Raw genomic sequence first — 18,741 nt, forward strand, 5'->3', positions numbered from 1 at the left:
CGAGCCAAGCTGAAGCCTCAACCCTTTTTAGCCGCCTCAGCTTCGAGGCACCCCATCCTCAACCAACACCGCGACCGGCATCGCGGCGAGCGCGTCGCGCAGATATAGCAGCCCGTGATCGTCGACTTTCGGCGCGGCGGGGCTCAGCCAATCGAACAGCGCACGCGCCGACAGATCGGGCGGCATTTCGATGGCCGTATCCGCCCATTGCGCCGGCTCGACGAGCGGCAGACCAGCATCATCGCCAAGCAGTCGCGCGGCCAACCGGCTGGCAATCACCACGGCCCACGCATTGCCATGCCGCCGCGCGAACGCGATCACACTCGACGCATGCGCGCCGCGCACCGTGAGCGGCAGATACGCGCCCTGACTCAGTAGCTCCGGCAGATGCGCGCGCAACGCCAGCACGCGCTGGATCACCGCGAGCTTTACGCGCCCGTCGCGCCAGTCCGCCAGAAATTCCGACGGCGGCGTTTGCGTCTGCGGCAGCCACGCCTCGCGTTTCGCGAAATCGACGGGCCGCCGATTGTCCGGATCGACGAGGCTGAAGTCCCACAGCTCGGTGCCTTGATAAAGATCAGGGATCCCAGGCGACGCGACGCGCAACACCGTCTGCTGCAGGCTGTTGAGCGCGCCCGCGCGACCAATGCGCTCGACGAACGCCGACAGCTCCTTCAGAAAGGCGTCGCGCCGCTGCGGCGCAAGGATGCCGAACAGGAATTCGCGGCAGCCGGCTTCGTAGGCTTCGTCGGGCGCAATCCAGCTGGTTTGCAGCTTCGCCTCGCGCAGAGCCTTCAACTGCCATTGCGCGACGCGCTCGGCCAGCTCCTTGACGCCGGCTTCGTCGTCGGCGCGCAGCGGCGGCGGCCAGCAGCCCACCAGCGTTTGATACAGCATCGCCTCGGCGGCGGGGCCGGGAGCCCATGCGTCGCTCTTGTCCTGGCTCACGCTGTTGATCGGCATGCCGTCGAGCGCTCGACGCTGCGGCGCGTTCAACGTCGACCATGCACGCAACGTCGCGCCCCATTCGTCGGCGATCTCGCTGAGCACCGCGAGCCGCGCGCGCACATCTTCACCGCGCTTGTGATCGTGCGTGGCGGTCGCAAGCATCGCATGAGGAAAACGTTGCGCGCGCTCGAGATTGCCCGCATGAAACTGCTCCACCGACAGCGCGAACTCGCCCGGGTCCGAGCCGACTTCGTTGCGCGACAGCAGACGGCCGTAGCGATAGCACGCGGTGTCCTCGATCGCCTTGGCGGCGAGCGGCGCGGTCAGCTGCGAAAACAGCGTTTGCGCGCTGCGCCGGGACGAGCCCGCATGCGGCGGCGCTCCGCCGCCTTGCGCCTGCTGCTGCGACTGCGCGCCGGGCCGCGCGGGCGAGGCCTCTTCGGCGCTGCCGCCGAGCCACGCATTCACGCGCTCGAGCGCCGCATGGTCCGAGCGCGGCAGCGAAGCGCGCGCGCCCGCGAGCGCCTCCTCGAAATAGACGTTGTCGGCGGCGCTGCGCAGTCCGCCCAGCGGATACATGCGGTACACGGGGAAATGCACGACCAGTTCGGTCAGCACGCGGCGCAGCGCCGGGTACGTGAAGTCGCGCGTGCTCAGCGAATCGCGTGCGATCCGATGCAGCGCGCGCGCCGCGCGGTCCAGTTCCGCCGAGAAGTTTTCCGCGAGAATCTTGCGCCGCGCCGCGTGCGCTTCATCGGCGAAGCGCGCGCTGCGGCCGGTGAGCTCGGCCCACGTACCGGCGAGCGGGTCCGCGCCGGCCGGATCGTGCAGCAGCGCGCCGACGTCGTTCATGAAGTCGTAGCCCGTCGTGCCGTCGACGGGCCAGTCGTCGCGCAACGGCTCGCCACGGCCGAGAATCTTCTCCACCACCACATACGGCGCGGTGTCGCGCAACTCGCTGAGCCGTTGGCGCAAACGCTGGCAGTATTCGCGCGGCTCGGCGAGCCCGTCGATGTGATCGATCCGCAAGCCGTCGACGAGCCCTTCGCGATAGAGGCGAAAGATCAGCGCGTGCACCGCCTCGAACACCTCGGGCCGCTCGACGCGCACGCCGGCGAGCGTCGAGATGTCGAAGAAGCGCCGCCAGTTCACTTCGTCGGAGGCGGTGCGCCACCACGCGAGCCGGAAATGCTGCCGCTCGAGCAGCCGATGCAGCCGGTCGCGCGTGACCGGATCCTCGGGCGCGTAAGTCTCCAGCACGAACTCGATCGCCGACTCGCCTTCGCGCGCGACGAACTCGCGCAGCGCGTCGCGCGCCTCGGCGGCGCGTGGTTGGTCGGCGGGCTGCGTGGTGAGTCCCTGAAAGCGATTCGCGAGCGCGCTCAGATCGGCGCGGTCGGCGCCTTGCAGGATCGCCGCGTAATCGACCGGGCAGATCGGGAACACGTGCGGACCGTAGCCGATATGAAAGCGTCCGCTGTCGGCCGCGAAATGCAGCCCGATGCGGCCCGCCGCCAGTTCTTCGCCGTACGACGCGCCGAGCGTCGGCAGCAGCACCTTGCCGCGCAGTGCGGGATCGGGCGAATGCCAGTCGACGTCGAAATGACGCGCATACGCGCTGTGGCGGCCCCATTCGAGGATGTCGAGCCACCACGCGTTGCTCGACCCGCCGACGCCCATATGATTCGGCACCATGTCGACGATGAGCCCCATGTCGTGCGCGCGCAGCTTGTCGACGAGGTGCTTCAGGCCCGCCTCGCCGCCGTATTCGGCACTGACCTGGGTGTAGTCGACGGTGTCGTAGCCGTGCATCGAGCCGGGCTCGGCCGTCGTGATCGGCGACGCGTACAGGTGGCTGATGCCGAGCGCGGCGAAGTAGTCGATGTGCCGCGCGGCGTCGTCGAACGTGAAGCCTCGATGGAACTGGAGGCGCAGTGTGGAGCGTGGAACGGTCATGGCGTGTCAGGCTCCGCGGAAGTGTTGGATGAACGCGCGGCGGCGCGGCGCGCGCCGTCGACGGCCAGCAGGCGGTCGGTGAACACGGGGTCGTCGAACATCGCGTCGACGGGCAGCGTCATGCGGCGGCGCCAGTTCGGATGTTCGTCGATCGAGCCCGGCAGGTTCGGCTGCTCGTCGAGCGCGAGCAGGTCTTCGAGCGGAAACGTGACGAGCGGCCCGGGTGTCGCGGCGACGAATGCGAGCGCTTCGTCGACCGGCGCGTTGTCGGCGTCCGGCGGCGCGACCTCGGGCGCGGCCACGCCCGCTTGCTGGAACGCGCGCCACAAGTCGGCGCGCTGCTGCGCGCGCTCTTCGAGCGCCGCTTCCTCGGGATCGCGCCCGTCGGCGCGCGCCATCGTCTGGCCGATGCGGTTGCGCCACATGATGTCGCTGCCGCGCCACCAGCCGGCGACGGTCGGCAGATCGTGCGTGGTCGTCGTGCCGACCGCGTAGCGGTCCCAATCGGCCGGCGCCTTGAAGCCGTTGCCGTCGGGGGCGCCTTCGAACCACAGCACGCGAATCCCCTCGATGCCGTGCTCGTCGAGCCGCTCCCGAAACCCGGACGGCACGGTGCCGAGGTCCTCGCCGATCACGATCGAGCGATGCCGCCACGATTCGAGCGCGATCAGCCGCAGCAGGTCTTCGAGCGGATAGCGCAGATACGCGCCATTGCGCGCGCTTTCGCCTTCGGGCACGAGCCACAGACGCCGCAAGCCGAGGATGTGATCGATGCGGATGCCGCCGGCATGCGCGAACGCCGCGCGCAGCATGTCGATGAACGCGGCGAAGCCTTGTGTGCGCATCGCGCGCGGCGAAAAGGTCGTGAGTCCCCACGACTGGCCGGCCTGGTTGAAGAGATCGGGCGGCGCGCCGACCGACACGCCCTGCAGCATGTCGTCGGGATAGGACCATGCATGACTGCCGGCGCTGTCGCAACCCACCGCGAGATCGGCGATCAGGCCGACCGCCATGCCGGCTTCGCGCGCGGTGTGCTGAGCGTGCAACAGCCCGCGCGATGCCAGCCACTGCAGGAACAGATGAAAGTCGACCTCGTCGCGATGCGCGGCGGCGAACGCCTCGACTTCGGGGCTGCGTGGGTCGCGCAACGCATCGGGCCAGTTGCGCCAATGGCCGTCGCCGCCTTGCGCGAGCTGCGCGGCCTGCAGCGCTTCGAAGCGCGCATGATCTTCGAGCGCGCGCCCCGCGCGTTCGCAGAAGCCGTGAAATTCGAGCGCCCGCGGCGAGTGCTGCGGGCGCTCGTTGGCGCTGAACTGCTCGTACAGCGTGCGCAAAACCGTGAGCTTCAGCGGGGTCGCGTGCGGCCAATCGATCAGCGGCAGCTCTTCGTATTTGGACCACGCGTTGCCGGCCTGCGCCGATGCGGACGCGGACGCATCCGCGCCGAACACCGCGGCCGGATCGATATGCGTGACGTTGAGCCATAAACGCGACGACGGCGCGTACGGGCTGAAGCGCTCGGGCTGCGCGCTGAACATCGCGTGGGTCGGACTGACGGCGAGCGCGTGCGCGCCGCGCTGCGCGCCGTGCCGCGCGAGCTGCGCGAGCGCCGTGTAATCGCCGATACCGCCGTCGCCGGTGCGGCGCAAGCCATACAGTTGCGCGGCGATGCCCCACAGCGGCGGCGCGGGCGGCGCGGCTTCGCGTTCGCCTTCTCCGTCGCCGCCGTGCAGCGTGCGCCACGCGTCGGCGACGGTGTAGCAGCGCGGCGGCGCGACCGCGAGCGTCATGCGCTGGTCGTTGATCACGAGCGTGTGATAGCCGGTTTCGTCGATCGGCGCGAGCAGCGCTTCCTCGCCTTTCGGCGCGGTGAAGCGGCCGTCGATGATCGAGCCGCTCTCCAGCTCGATCCGGTAATGGCTGCCCGACCTGACCGCGGCCGCGGGCAGCGCGATGCCACGCCCGATCACCGCGGTCATCAGCGGCGGCAGCCGACGGCCCGATAGTTCGGCCTCCAGAGCAGCGGCGCTGTGGCGGATATCCGTGACGTTGCCGCACGGCAGACCCATGCGTTCGAGCAGCGTGCCAAGAGTCTTCTCCGGCACGTGCTGCGTATGATGGTGCGCGTCCTGCCACTCCACCTCGAAGCCTGCGCGGGTGGCGAGCGCGGCGAGCCTGTCGTTGGGGCGTCGGGTCGTCACGCGCGCTGCTCCTCGTGCGATGCGATGCGCGCATCGTGGCGGCTCGCGAATTCGTTGATGTCGCCGGTCAGCCAAGCGATGCACGCATGCGCGGGCAACACCCGCGCGTCGGCCTGTTCGCGCGCGCGCGGCGGTGTTTCGAAAATGATCTTGCCGTCGGGGATGGCGTCGAACGCGACGTTCTGCTGCGACAGATTCAGCGCGATCGACAGCGTCTCACCATCGCCGAGATTCCAGCGCGCGATCAGCGCGTTCGCGTCGCCGCCACCGGCATCGCGCAGCACGGTCGCGCCGCACGCCTTCGTATGTTTCAGGCGCGGCGTGATCAGCTTCGCGCGCACCGCGAGCGCGGACTTGTAGTAATGCATCCAGTCGAGCCGATCCGGCGTCGGCTGTACATCGGGCGCGGGTGGCGACGAGGCGGCGAAGGTCTGGGCATCGTTCGGATCGGGAATCTGCGCGCGGCGTTTCTCATCGCTGAACGCGGCAAAGCGCGCGAATTCACGGCGGCGCCCTTCGCGCACGGCGTCGGCGAGATCGCCGGTGTAATCGGTGAAAAACAGGAACGGTTGCGTCGAACCGTGCTCCTCGTCCATGAACAGCAGCGGAATTTGCGGCGACAGCAACAGCAACGCGGTCGCGGCGCGCAGCGCGTCATCCGAGGTCAGCTTGCGCAGACGTTCGCCGAACGCACGGTTGCCGATCTGATCGTGGTTCTGCAAAAACATCACGAACGACGTCGGCGGCAGATGCGCGCTCGCTTCGCCACGCGGCGCACCATCGTGCAGCGGCGACGGCTCGCCCTGATACGCGAAGCCTTCGGCCAGCACTCGCGCGAGCCGGCGAATCGGTTCGTTGGCATACGCGTGGTAATAGCCTTCGGTTTCGCCGGTCAGCAGCACGTGCAGCGTGTTGTGCGCGTCGTCGTTCCATTGCGCGTCGAAATGCGCGTCGAGCAGGCTCGCGCTGTTGTGCTCGTTTTCGACCACCAGATGCACCTGACGGCCCTGCTGCACGCGCGCGCGGATATGGTCCGACAGCTCGCGCAGCCACCCGGGATTGTCGATCGCATGCGCCGCATCGAAGCGCAGTCCGTCGAAGCGGTACTCGTTGATCCAGTAGACGGCGTTGTCGGTGAAGAAGTCGCTGACTTCGCTGCGCTCGAAGTCGATCGCGGGGCCCCACGGCGTGTTCACGCCTGCGCGGAAAAACGGCTCCGCGTAAGTATGCAGATAGTTGCCGTCCGGTCCGAAGTGGTTGTAGACGACGTCGAGAAACACCATCAGGCCCACACCATGCGCGGCGTCGATCAGCGCCTTCAGTTCGTCGGGGCGGCCGTATGCGGAGTCGGGCGCGTACGGCAACACGCCGTCGTAACCCCAGTTGCGACGACCGGGAAAGTCGTTCAACGGCATCAGTTCGATGGCGGTGACGCCGAGCGCGGCGAGCTCGGGCAGGCGCTTTTGCACGCCCGCATACCCGCCCATCGCACCGACGTGCAATTCGTACAGCACCGTTTCTTTCCCAGGGCCGGCCGTGCCATTCGGTGTGTTCCCAATGGTAGGCGCGCGGATCGATGACCTCGCTCGGGCCGTGCACGTCCCGCGGCTGGAACCGCGAGGCCGGATCGGGCACCGCCTGCCCGTCGTCGAGCTGGAACCGATACAGCGTGCCTGCGCCGCTCTCGACGGTGGTCTCGAACCAGCCGTTGCCGGTCGGAGCCATGTCGTGCGCGCCTTGCGCGGGGCCGTTTTCGACCACCACCTGCACGCTGCTGCACGACGGTGCCCAAAAACGGAACCGCGTGCGCGGTCGCGTGCCGCTCGCGCCGATCAACTGCGCGCTGAACGGCAGGCAGTGCGCGTAATGATGCGTGTGAGGATCAATCGGACTTTCAGACATGTCTTCACCATTCGAATCTGCTAACGAGCCTGGACGGCAATGCGACGCAACGCAAGCAGGCATTGCGTCGCAACATTCTTGCCACCCCGGCTGCGGCGCGATTTATCCACGCTCAAACGAGGTCGCCGCAGTGCATCGTTCATTGCGAACCAACATCGTTTGCGGTCTGCGCGCCCGGATCGGGCGGCAGCGCGGTCAACAGCCGCGGCCCGTGCTGCGCGCCAGCCACCCAGCCGGCTTGCCAATCCGCTTCACCGGTCGGTTGCGCGGCGAGTATCACGAGGCCGTGCGCGGCGACCTCGAGTTCGGCCGTCGCGAGCCGCTGCGGCGCGCATTCCGGATCGGCCGTGTCTAACAGCACATGCCATTCCAGGTGCGGCGCGGGAGGCGCGAACTGCAGCGGCTCCTCGTGAGCGTTGAGCATCATTAACAATACTTCGGTTTCGCCATTCAGGCCCGGACCCGCGCGACGCAACGTGAACGCGCGTCCCTCCGGGTCCTGCCACGCTTCGATCGTCAGCGGATCGCCGTGTTCGTCGAACCAGCCGACGTCGAACAGGCCGGGCAGCACTTCGCGGTCGCCGAACAGAAAGCGCGTTTCACGTAGCAGCGGATGGCGCTTGCGCAGCCCGATCACGCGCGCGACGAATTCGGTCATGCGCTGACCTTCCGGCGAATCCGCGAGGTCCCAGTCGATCCAGGATAGGTCGTTATCCTGACAGTACGCATTGTTGTTGCCGCGCTGCGTGCGCAGCGCTTCGTCGCCGGCCAGCAGCATCGGCGTGCCGAGCGCGATCATCAGTGTCGCGATCAGCGAGCGCGACACGCGACGGCGGGTCGCGAGGATCGCGGGGTCGTCGGTCGCGCCTTCGAGACCCCAATTGCGGCTGCAATTCTCGTTGTGGCCGTCGTTGTTGTCTTCCAGGTTGGCTTCGTTGTGCTTCTGCTCGTACGCGGTGACATCGGCCAAGGTGAAGCCGTCATGCGACGTGACGAAGTTGATCGACGCCCACGGCTTGCGATGCCGCCGGTTGAACAGATCGGCCGACCCGGTCAGGCGCGCGGCGAGGTCGGGCCGCAGGCCGGCATCGCCACGCCAGAAACGTCGCACCGTGTCACGGAAACGGTCGTTCCATTCGCTGAATCCCGGCGGATGATTGCCGAGCTGATAGCCGCCAGGGCCGAGATCCCATGGCTCGGAAATCAGCTTGCGTTGCGATAGCACCGGGTCCTGGCGCAACGCGTCGAACAGGCCCGAGCCAGGATCGAAGCCGTGGCTTTCGCGCCCGAGCGTCACGCCGAGATCGAAACGGAAGCCGTCGATATTGAACGCGGTCGACCAGTAGCGCAGTGAATCCATCACCATCTGCAGCACGCGCGGATGCGGCAGATTGACCGTGTTGCCGCAGCCCGTGTCGTTGATATGGTGACGCTCGTCGCCGGGAATCAGCCGGTAATAGCTGGCATTGTCGAGGCCGCGCCATGAAATGGTCGGGCCCATCTCATTGCTTTCGCAAGTGTGGTTGTAGACCACGTCGAGAATCACCTCGATGCCGGCCGCGTGCAGCTGGCGCACGGCGATGCGCATTTCGTCGAGCCGGTGCGTGCTCAGATAGGTCGGCTCCGGCGCGAAGAACGCCGCCGTGTTGTAGCCCCAGTAATTGCGCAGGCCGCGCTCCACGAGGAAGCGGTCGTTCAGAAACGCGTGCACGGGCAGCAGCTCGACCGCGGTCACGCCGAGCTTCAGCAAATGCTCGATGAACTCCGGCGACGCGAGCGCCGCGAACGTGCCGCGTTCATGCTGGCGCAGGTCGGAGCGCAGCATCGACGCGCCGCGCAAGTGCGTTTCGTAGATCACGGTCTCGCCCCACGGCACGTCGGGCCGCCTGTCGTGCGACGAGTCGAACGCCTCGTCGACCACGACGCACTTGGGCATCGCGGGCGCGGAATCGCGCCGGTCGATCGAAAGGTCCGCGCGATTCGAATGCACGCGATAGCCGAACAGCGCGTCGGACCAGCGAAACTGCCCGACGAGCTTGCGCGCATACGGGTCGAGCAGCAGCTTGTGCGGATTGAAACGATGCCCGAAATGCGGCTGATACGGCCCATGCGCGCGAAAGCCGTACGCGGTGCCCGGATGCGCGTTCGGCAGATAGCCGTGCCAGATCTCGTCAGTGCATTCGGGCATGGTGAAGCGGCGAATCTCCTTGCGGCCGGTTGAATCGAACAGGCATAGCTCGATTTTCTGCGCATTGGCCGAGAACACCGCGAAGTTGACACCCAGCCCATCCCAGTTCGCGCCGAGCGGATACGGCGAGCCGGGCAGCAACCGCTCGGGCAACGCATGCGACATGATTTCCCTTTCCTGTTCTGATTGTCGAGCTGGAGCTCGGGTCTGACTGGGTCTTCATGCAACGGGCGCGCGGCGGCTGCCTGTGCGCCGCGCGCCCGGGTTACGGCACGTTTTCTCAGTCCGCGCGCAATACGATCGTCGCGAGCGGGGGCAAGATCAGCGCGGCGGAATGTGGCCTGCCGTGGCTCGATACATGGTCGGAATGAATCAGCCCGCCGTTGCCCGTGTTCGAGCCGCCGTACACGCCTGCATCGGTATTCAGCACTTCCACCCAGCGTCCGCCGCGCGGCATGCCGAGCCGATAGCCGAGCCGCGGCACCGGCGTCATGTTGCACACCACGACGAACTCCTGGCCCGCGCCGTCGGTGCGCCGATAGGCGAACACGCTGTTGCCGCTGTCGTCGCCGATCAACCATTCGAAGCCGCCCGGTTCGCTGTCGAGCAGATGCAGCGCGGGCTCGTTGCGATACAGATGGTTCAGGTCGCGCACCAGTAATTGCACGCCGTGGTGGTTCGAATCGTCGAGAAGATGCCAATGCGGCGAGCCGTCATGGTCGAACTCCGCCATCTGGCCGAATTCGCCGCCCATGAACAGCAGCTTCTTGCCTGGGTGCGTCCACATGAAACCGAAGTACGCGCGCAGATTAGCGAAACGCTGCCAGCGGTCGCCGGGCATCTTGCCGAGCAGCGAGCCCTTGCCGTGCACCACCTCGTCGTGCGAAAGCGGCAGCACGAAGCGCTCGGAATATGCGTACACCATGCCGAACGTCATGTTGTGGTGGTGATACTGGCGATACATCGGGTCTTCGTGCATGTAGTGCAGGGTGTCGTGCATCCAGCCCATGTTCCACTTGAAGTCGAAGCCGAGGCCGCCGTCCGCGAGGCGCGCGGTCACGCCCGGCCATGCGGTCGATTCCTCGGCGACCGTGATCGCGCCGGGCGCGCCCGGCACATAGCGGACCTCGTGATTCAACCGCTTCAGGAACGCGATCGATTCGAGATTCTCGCGGCCGCCATAGATGTTCGGCACCCACTCGCCGGCCGCACGGGAGTAGTCGCGATACAGCATCGACGCGACCGCATCGACGCGCAGGCCGTCGACGTGATAGCGCTTCAACCACGCGAGCCCCGACGCGATCAGGAACGCGCTGACCTCGTTGCGGCCGAGGTTGTAGATCATCGTGTTCCAGTCCTGGTGATAGCCTTCGCGCGGATCGGCATGCTCGTAGAGCGGCGTGCCGTCGAAATCGATCAGGCCATGCGCGTCGTTCGGGAAATGCGCGGGCACCCAGTCGAGAATCACGCCGAGCCCTGCTTCGTGCGCGCGATCGACGAAACGCGCGAACTGCTCGGGCTTGCCGAAGCGCGCGGACGGCGCGAACTGCCCGAGCGGCTGATAGCCCCACGAACCGCCGAACGGATGCTCGGCGATGGGCAGAAATTCGATGTGCGTGAAGCCCATGCTCTTCGCATAGGGGATCAGCCGCTCGGCGAGCTCTTCCCAGACGAGACCACGCTGGCCTTCCTCGGCGACGCGCAGCCACGACTCCGCGTGCACTTCGTAGATCGTGATCGGCGTGCGCGCGGTCTGCTTGTCGGCGCGCGACTGGATCCACTCGTGATCGCTCCACGGAAACTGCTCGATCTCGTCGACGTGTGCGACGATCGATGCGGTGCCCGGCGGCTTTTCCGTCTGCATCGCGCACGGGTCGGCCTTCAGCGGCAGCGGATGGCCGTCGCGCGACAGCAGCTCGTACTTGTAGCGCGTGCCGGCGCCGACACGCGGCACGAACAGCTCCCACACGCCCGCCTGGTGACGCAGCCGCATCGGATGGCGGCGGCCGTCCCACGCATTGAAGTCGCCGACCACCGACACGCGCCGCGCATTCGGCGCCCACACCGCAAAGCGCACGCCCGGCACACCGTCGACGTCGACCGGCCGCGCGCCCAGACATTCGAGCACCGCGTACGGATCGCCGCGCGCGAGACGTTCGAGCGGCTCGTCGCCGAGCACCGGAGCAAACGAATAGGTATCCTCCACTTCCTGCACCACACCATGCCAGTCGATGCGCAAGCGGTACGGCATCGCCGACGTGATGCGGCCCGCGAACAGGCCAGGGCGCAGTTGTTCGAGTTCGCCGAGCGTCGCGCCATCAGCGCGCGAAATCACGGTGACGTGCGCGGCGTTCGGCAGCAGCGCGCGCACGATCGGCCCCGCGTCCGTCTGATGCAGCCCGAGCTGCGAAAACGGATCGGGGTGACGCGCTTCGACGAGCGCGTCGATATCGACGGGTTGAAGGCCTGCGGCCGGATCATGCTCACTCATAGTCGCCCTCGGCCGGGTTAGGCGGCGTGGCCGCGCCAGGCGCCTGGGTTGACGGATCGTGGTGCGGCGGCCTGCCGGTGTCGCCGAGCAGCCGGCTCACGAGCGCCGCGAGGCCGCGCACCGGCAAGCCGAGCCACGCCGGTCGGTTGGCCGCTTCGTAGCGGATTTCGTAGGCGGCCTTCTCGATCAGGAACAGATCGAGCAGCGCCTCCTCGGATTCGGGCGCGACGAGCGGCGTCGGCGACTGCGCGGCGGCCGCGCGGTATTCGGCGAGGAACGCGCTGGTCGCGTGCGCGCGGAAGCGCTCGAACAGCGCGCGCTTGCGATCGGCGGTCTGTTGCGGCGCGCCTTCGGTGGTCGATTGCGCGGCTGCGCTCGCATACGAGAGCGAGCGCATCAGACCGGCCACGTCGCGCAACGGGCTCGATTTCTGGCGACGCTCGTCGAGCGAACGCGCGGGCTCGCCCTCGAAGTCGATCAGGTACGCGTCGCCGTGCGCGACCAGTACCTGGCCGAGATGGAAGTCGCCATGGATGCGGATGCGCAACGCGCCCGCGTCGCCCGGCACCAGCTTGTCGACGGCCTCGACGAGTGCGGCGCGGCGATCGATCAGACTTTGCGCGAGCCCCTTCGTGTCCGCGTCGCTCATGTCCGCGATGCGCGGCGCGAGCAGATCGAGCGCGGCCGCGAGCATCGTCTGCGCCGCCTCGACCCATGCCTTCACCTGTTTGGCGTTGGCCGGTTCCGGCGCGAACGCGGGGTCGTCGCTCGGCGTGGCGAGCGCGACGTGCAACTCGCCGAGCCGGCGGCCGATGATGCCCGCGAGTTCGCCGTAACCGTCCAGCAGAATCGACTCGTTCGTGCGATCGGGTACGCTCTGCGTCTCGGTGTCGATCGCGATCGCGAGTTCGTCGACCGAGCGGCGCAGATAGTCGAGCGACCAGTTCCACGCATCGCCCTGATTGTCGATAAAGCCCTGCAGGATCGCCAGCGTATGCGGCACGCCCTCGGGATCGACGCGCACCACTTCGCCATACAGCGGCGCGGTGTTCGCATAGCCGAGCTGCGTCAGATAGCGGCTGATTTCCGCTTCCGGATGGATGCCGCTGACGAGCCGTCGCACCAGCTTCAGCACTGCGGCATCGGCGACGATCAGCGAGCTGTTGCTCTGTTCGGCCGCGAGCCAGCGAATCTCGGGCCGCTCGCCGAGAGCGTCGAGTTCGGCGAAGCGCTCAGTCGGCAGGAACTTGATCTCGCTTTTCTGCACGGTCGGCACGACCGCGCGCTCGCGCATCTTGCGCAGCACGTTGTGCGCGAAGATCGGCAGCGAGAACGCGTCGGTAAGATGGCCGACGTTGCGGCCCCGCCGCACGCGTGCAAGCGCCAGTTGCAGAAACAGCGGCGTGGTGGTTTCGCCGCCCCATGTGATCGCGATCGGCACCACGTAGCGCTCGGTGTGGTTGCCGACGTCTGCTTCGATTTCAGTGAACGCGAAGCCGCCGTTCGGGATCGTGGTCAGCGCGGCGAGCCGCACCGCGTGCATCTTCTGATCTTTCGACGCGAACCAGCGGCGCCGGCTCAGCCACGACGGCAGCACCTCGGATTCCAGCAGCCGCACGTTTTCGGGTGTCGGCCCGGACTGTCCTTCGCGGATCACGATCGTGACGAACTCGGGCAGCGGCTCGGAATGCGCCTGCGCCCATGTCGGACGCCCGCCGCCTTCGCACAGCATGAACCACAGGAAGCCGTAGGGCGGGAACGTCAGCAGATAGGTCAACTGGCCGATCGCGGGGAACACCGAATCGGCGGTCATCTCGATCGGCACGAAGCCTTTGAATTCTGACAGCTCGAGCTCGACCGCCTGCGGCGCACGCGACAGATTCGCGACGCACAGGATCGGCGCCGCGCCGGGCATCTCGCGCAGATACGCGAGAATCTTGCGGTTTTCAGGCTTCAAAAAGCGGATCGTGCCGCGTCCGAAGGTCTGCTTCGCGCGCCGCGTCGCAAGCATGCGGCGGGTCCAGTTCAGCAGCGAATGCGGGTCGCGGCTCTGCGCTTCGACGTTGACCGCGTCGAAGCCGTACAGCGTACCCATCACGGGCGGCAGCACCAGTTGCTCAGGGTCGGCGCGCGAGAAGCCGCCGTTGCGATCCGACGACCACTGCATCGGCGTGCGCACGCCGTCGCGGTCGCCGAGGTGGATGTTGTCGCCCATGCCGAGTTCGTCGCCGTAGTAGATGACCGGCGTGCCGGGCATCGACAGCAGCAGCGAGTTGATCAGCTCGATGCGGCGGCGGTCGCGCTCCATCAGCGGCGCGAGACGGCGGCGAATGCCGAGATTCAAACGTGCGCGGCGATCGCTCGCATAGGTGTTCCACAAATAGTCACGCTCGGAATCGGTGACCATTTCGAGCGTCAGCTCGTCGTGATTGCGCAGGAAGATCGCCCACTGGTTCGATTCGGGGAGTTCCGGTGTCTGCTTCATGATGTCGGTGATCGGGAAGCGGTCTTCGCTCGCGATCGACATGTAGATGCGCGGCATCAGCGGGAAGTGGAACGCCATATGGCATTCGTCTTCGTTGCCGAAATACTCCTTCACGTCCTCGGGCCACTGGTTCGCCTCGGCGAGCAGCATCCGGTTCGGGTACTCGGCGTCGATGGTCGCGCGAATCCGCTTCAGGATCTCGTGCGTCTCAGGCAGGTTCTCGTTGTTGGTGCCTTCACGTTCGACGAGGTATGGCACCGCATCGAGCCGCAGCCCGTCGATGCCCATGTCGAGCCAGAAACGCATCACGTGCAGCACCTCTTTCAACACCGCCGGATTGTCGAAGTTCAGATCGGGCTGGTGCGAGTAGAAGCGGTGCCAGTAGTACGCGCCCGCAACCGGATCGTGCGTCCAGTTCGACGGCTCCGAGTCGATGAAGATGATGCGAGTCTCCGGGTACTTCTGATCGGTATCGGACCACACGTAGTAGTTGCGATAGTTCGAGCCGGGCTTCGCGCGCCGCGCGCGCTGGAACCACGGGTGCTGATCCGACGTGTGGTTGATGACGAGCTCGGTGATCACGCGGATGCCGCGCGCGTGCGCTTCCTGAATGAAGCGCCGCACGTCCGCGAGCTGACCATAGTCGGGATGTACGTTGCGGTAGTCGGCGATGTCGTAGCCGTCGTCGCGGCGTGGCGACGGATAGAACGGCAGCAGCCAGATCGCGTTGACGCCGAGCTCGGCGATGTAGTCGAGCTTGGCCATCAGACCGGGGAAATCGCCGACGCCGTCGTTGTTCCCATCGAAGAACGACTTGATGTGCACCTGATAGATGATCGCGTCCTTGTACCACAGCGGATCGTCGCTGAGGGCCGCGGGTTTGCCGCGGCGGCGCGTGCGTACCTTCGCCGCGGTGCCGACGGCCACGGCCGTTTGCGCCTCGTGCGCGGTTTGGGCTGGATCGTCGCGCTTCATGTTCCACCTTCCATCCAGGTTGGGTTGACAGCGTCTGCGTGAGGAGCGCTGTCGGGATCGTGGTCGCTGTCCTCGGGGCGATCGGCGGGCAGGCCGCCTAGCGGCGCGATTCGCCAGATCGAGAAGGGTTGGCCCGAGCCGAGCCGCACGTGTTGCCAGCGTCCGTGCCATTCGAAGCGTGCGCCGGTCATCTGGTCGATCACTTCGAGCGTGGCGTGATCGTGTAGATGCCAGCGCTGGAACGTGTCCCACGACAACTCGATGTCCGCGCCCTGTTCGTTGAACGGATCGAGATTGATCGCGACGACGATCACATTGTCGCGCGATTCGGTCGCTTTCTCGAAGCACAGGATGTGGTCGTTGTGCGCGGCGAGGAACGTGAGACCGAGATGCGTTTGCAGCGCCGGATTCGCGCGACGGATGCGGTTCAGTGCGGTGATCTCGCCGACGATATTGCCGGGCCGGTGCCAATCCCACGCCCGCAACTGATACTTTTCGGAGTCCAGATACTCTTCGCTGTTCGGCAGCGCGGTGGCCTCGCACAGTTCGAAGCCGCTATACGCGCCCCACAGGCCGGCCAGGGTCGCGGCCAGCGCCGCGCGGATCAGAAAGCCCGTGCGTCCCTGCGATTGCAGATGGCGCGGGTTGATGTCCGGCGTATTGACGAAGAAGTTCGGCCGATAGAAATCGCGCGCGCCGGTCTGCGTGAGTTCGCCCATGTACTCGGTGAAATCGCGCTTCGACTCGCGCCACGTGAAGTACGTGTACGACTGCGAGAAGCCGATTTTGCCGAGCCGGTTCATCATGCGCGGCCGCGTGAAGGCTTCGGCGAGAAAGATCGTGTCGGGGTGGCGCGCACGCACGTCGGCGATCATCCATTCCCAGAACGGCAGCGGCTTGGTGTGCGGATTGTCGACGCGGAAGATGCGCACGCCCGCGTCGACCCAGAACAGGATCACGTCGCGCAATGCGAGCCACAGGCCGGGCTTGGCGTCGTGCGCGTAGAAGTCCGGGTTGACGATGTCCTGATACTTCTTCGGCGGATTCTCGGCGTAGCGCAGCGTGCCGTCAGGGCGCCACGCGAACCACGTCGGATGCTCCTTCAGCCACGGGTGATCGGGCGAGCACTGGATCGCGAAGTCGAGCGCGATCTCGAGGCCATGCGCATGCGCGGCGGCGAGCATCGCCTTGAAATCGTCGAGCGTGCCGAGTTGCGGATGCACGGCGGTGTGACCGCCCTCGGCGGCGCCGATCGCATAGGGACTGCCCACATCGCCCGGCTGCGTGGTCAGCGTGTTGTTGCGGCCTTTGCGGTTCGCGAGGCCGATCGGGTGGATCGGCGGGAAGTACAGCACGTCGAAGCCCATGTCGCGGATGCGCGGCAGCTTCGCGCTCACGTCCGCGAACGTGCCGTGGCGCGACTCGTCGTCGCTCATCGAGCGCGGGAAGATCTCGTACCAGCTCGCGAAATAGGCGGCCGTGCGTTCCGCGTCGATCTTGTAGATCACGGGGTCGCGGCTCAGAAACGGGCGATGGCGCGCGGCGGTCACTGCCTTCGCTGTGGCGGGCGCGAGAATCACTGCGAGCTTCTGTTCGGCGTCGGCCTTCTGGAAGTCGCGCACGATGTGTTCGAGCGGCTCCTTGTCGGCGCCTTCGGTCGTCTCGACTTCGGCGAGCACGAGCGCGAACAGATGCGCGGCTTCGTCGAGTTCTATCTCGACGGTCTGGTTCGCCTTCAGCTTCTTCTGGATGTGCTCGACGAGCGACGCGAACTCGTCGCGCCACGCGATCACGGTGAACTCGTAGCGGCCGATCCGCTCGAGCGGAATGCGCGCGCTCCACAAGTCGAGCCCGGCCGGCGGCGCGGGCGACATCAGTTCTTCGTGCCACGCGGTTTCGTCGGCCGCGCGCCACAGCACGGCAGCCGCGATCTTGTCGTGACCTTCGGCGAAGATCGCCGCGCGAATTTCCGCCCGCTCGCCGACGCTGCGCTTGGCCGCGAAGCGACCGTTCTCCACCGACGGCGACACGCTCTCGATCGCGACGCGCGGCGCTTCGATCGCGTCGAGCACTGTCTTGCGGCCGCTGCGCTTGCTGTTCGCCTTGTCGATCGGCGGCGCGAGGCAGATCGGCTGTTCCGCGAACGCGCGCAGCAGCCGCACCGCACCGGGCGCGAGCGCGAACGGCGCGAGTGCCGCGGGTTCGGTTCGGCCGCGCGCGTCGAGCGGCGCGAAGCGCGTAAAGCTGCCCGGCACGCCCGCGAGGAAGCGCGCGGGATCGACACGCACTGGCGCGCCGAGTTCGGGATTCACGACGATCAGGACTGCTTCGCTGGCGTCGCGCAGATCGGCTGCGTCGCCGCGCAGCAGAACCGCGGCCGATGCGCCGGGGCCGCTCAATGGGCGCAATTCACCGTTCGCGTGCAGTGTCGGCGTGTTGCGCGCGAAGTCGTTGGCCTGGGTGACGGCGGCGCTCAGATCGAAGCGGCGCGACTGCGCGGCGCGGGCGAACTGCGCGGCGTCGCCGCGCGTTTGCGACATCGGTTCGGCGATGCCGTATTCGAAGCCCATCGGCATCATCCAGCCGCTGCCCAATGCAACCGACGTGAACAGCGCGCGTCGATACGCCCGCTCGACGATCGCCGCATCATGCACGTCGCTCAGCTCGGCGGCGAGGCGCGTACCGTACGGCGCTTCGGGAAAGGCGATCGGCGCACCAACGCGCGCGAGCGCCGCATGCTCCTCGGCCATCCAGCTCGAACGGAAATCCCACCAGCGCACCGACGAAAACGCGCTGTCGAAGCCGGCTACTTCGAGACCGGGCAGATCGCCGCGCGACAGGCCCGGCGTTGCCGCGAGAAAGCGCACGCGCGGATGCTTCGCGCGCACTTCATCGCCGAGGTACCGCCATACGGCAGCCGGCACGTGATGCGGCGAATCGAAACGGAAGCCGCCGACACCGGCCTCGGCGAGCGCGAGCAGTTGCTGGGTCCACCAGACGCTCAGCGAGGCACTCGTCGCGGGGTCGTCGAAATTCGCGTAGGCAACGTTGTCTTCGCGATGCACGTGGCGCGGATCGAGCCGTGCGAGCTCGGACTCACGCGCGTGAAACCAGTCCGAATGCTCGCTGTACAGCACGCCGTCGGCGGCCATGCGGTCGATCACGAGATCGACCAGCAGCGTCAGGTTGTTGCGGCGCGCGGCATCGGCGAGCATGCGTACGGCGTCGTGCACCGAATGCTGCGCCTCGAACACCGGATGCAGCCGAGCGTGATTGCCGACCACCTGGCCATGGCCGGCGTGGCCGGGCTCGAACAGCCCGCCGATCAACGCATGATCGAAGCCGAGCCCGGCCGCATGAGCGAACTGCGCGGGCCAGGCATCGAGGGGCCCGACGAGAAGAGAATGAAAAAAGTAAATCCGCGGCGCGTACCCGTTTGGAGATTCCATCGGTCGTTTCCAGAGTTGTCCTGCTGCGGTGTGGATGCACTTGGCATGCGATCACAGCGCTCATTGGGCTTCCCGAGCCGGATACCGCGCGATGCGTCAGCGGGGGCACGTACTGGTCAATGTAGTGCAAAGATCGTCGCGCCGCT

6 protein-coding genes and 1 pseudogene are annotated in these 18,741 nt (G+C 66.9%); all 7 read right to left on the reverse strand.

Going from position 1 to position 18,741, the window contains the following annotated elements; translation table 11 throughout:
- Positions 1 to 36: 36 nt before the first annotated feature.
- The gene (gene treY / locus OKW38_RS32060; protein WP_429364875.1) at positions 37 to 2,904 is read right to left on the reverse strand and encodes a malto-oligosyltrehalose synthase; all 2,868 of its coding nucleotides are present in this window, start codon (positions 2,902 to 2,904) and stop codon (positions 37 to 39) included.
- A complete protein-coding gene (gene malQ / locus OKW38_RS32065; protein ID WP_429364877.1) occupies positions 2,901 to 5,105 on the reverse strand; it encodes a 4-alpha-glucanotransferase in 2,205 nt (734 codons plus the stop codon). Before malQ ends, treY begins: the two co-directional genes overlap by 4 nt.
- Positions 5,102 to 7,007 (reverse strand): annotated as a pseudogene (treZ, locus tag OKW38_RS32070) (malto-oligosyltrehalose trehalohydrolase). Before treZ ends, malQ begins: the two are co-directional and overlap by 4 nt.
- 139 nt (positions 7,008 to 7,146) lie before the next feature.
- A complete protein-coding gene (gene glgX / locus OKW38_RS32075; protein WP_429364878.1) occupies positions 7,147 to 9,360 on the reverse strand; it encodes a glycogen debranching protein GlgX in 2,214 nt (737 codons plus the stop codon).
- A gap of 115 nt (positions 9,361 to 9,475) precedes the next feature.
- Positions 9,476 to 11,686, reverse strand: coding sequence for a 1,4-alpha-glucan branching protein GlgB (gene glgB, locus OKW38_RS32080; protein WP_429364880.1), 2,211 nt, complete (start codon positions 11,684 to 11,686; stop codon positions 9,476 to 9,478).
- On the reverse strand, positions 11,679 to 15,146 hold the full coding sequence (gene treS / locus OKW38_RS32085; RefSeq protein WP_429333072.1) for a maltose alpha-D-glucosyltransferase: 3,468 nt from the start codon (positions 15,144 to 15,146) through the stop codon (positions 11,679 to 11,681). Before treS ends, glgB begins: the two co-directional genes overlap by 8 nt.
- Positions 15,143 to 18,595, reverse strand: a complete 3,453-nt coding sequence (locus OKW38_RS32090) for a maltotransferase domain-containing protein (RefSeq protein WP_429364882.1) — start codon at positions 18,593 to 18,595, stop codon at positions 15,143 to 15,145. Before OKW38_RS32090 ends, treS begins: the two co-directional genes overlap by 4 nt.
- Positions 18,596 to 18,741 lie beyond the last annotated feature (146 nt).

The sequence above is a fragment of the Paraburkholderia sp. MM5496-R1 genome (assembly GCF_050436205.1).
Lineage (GTDB): Bacteria > Pseudomonadota > Gammaproteobacteria > Burkholderiales > Burkholderiaceae > Paraburkholderia > Paraburkholderia tuberum.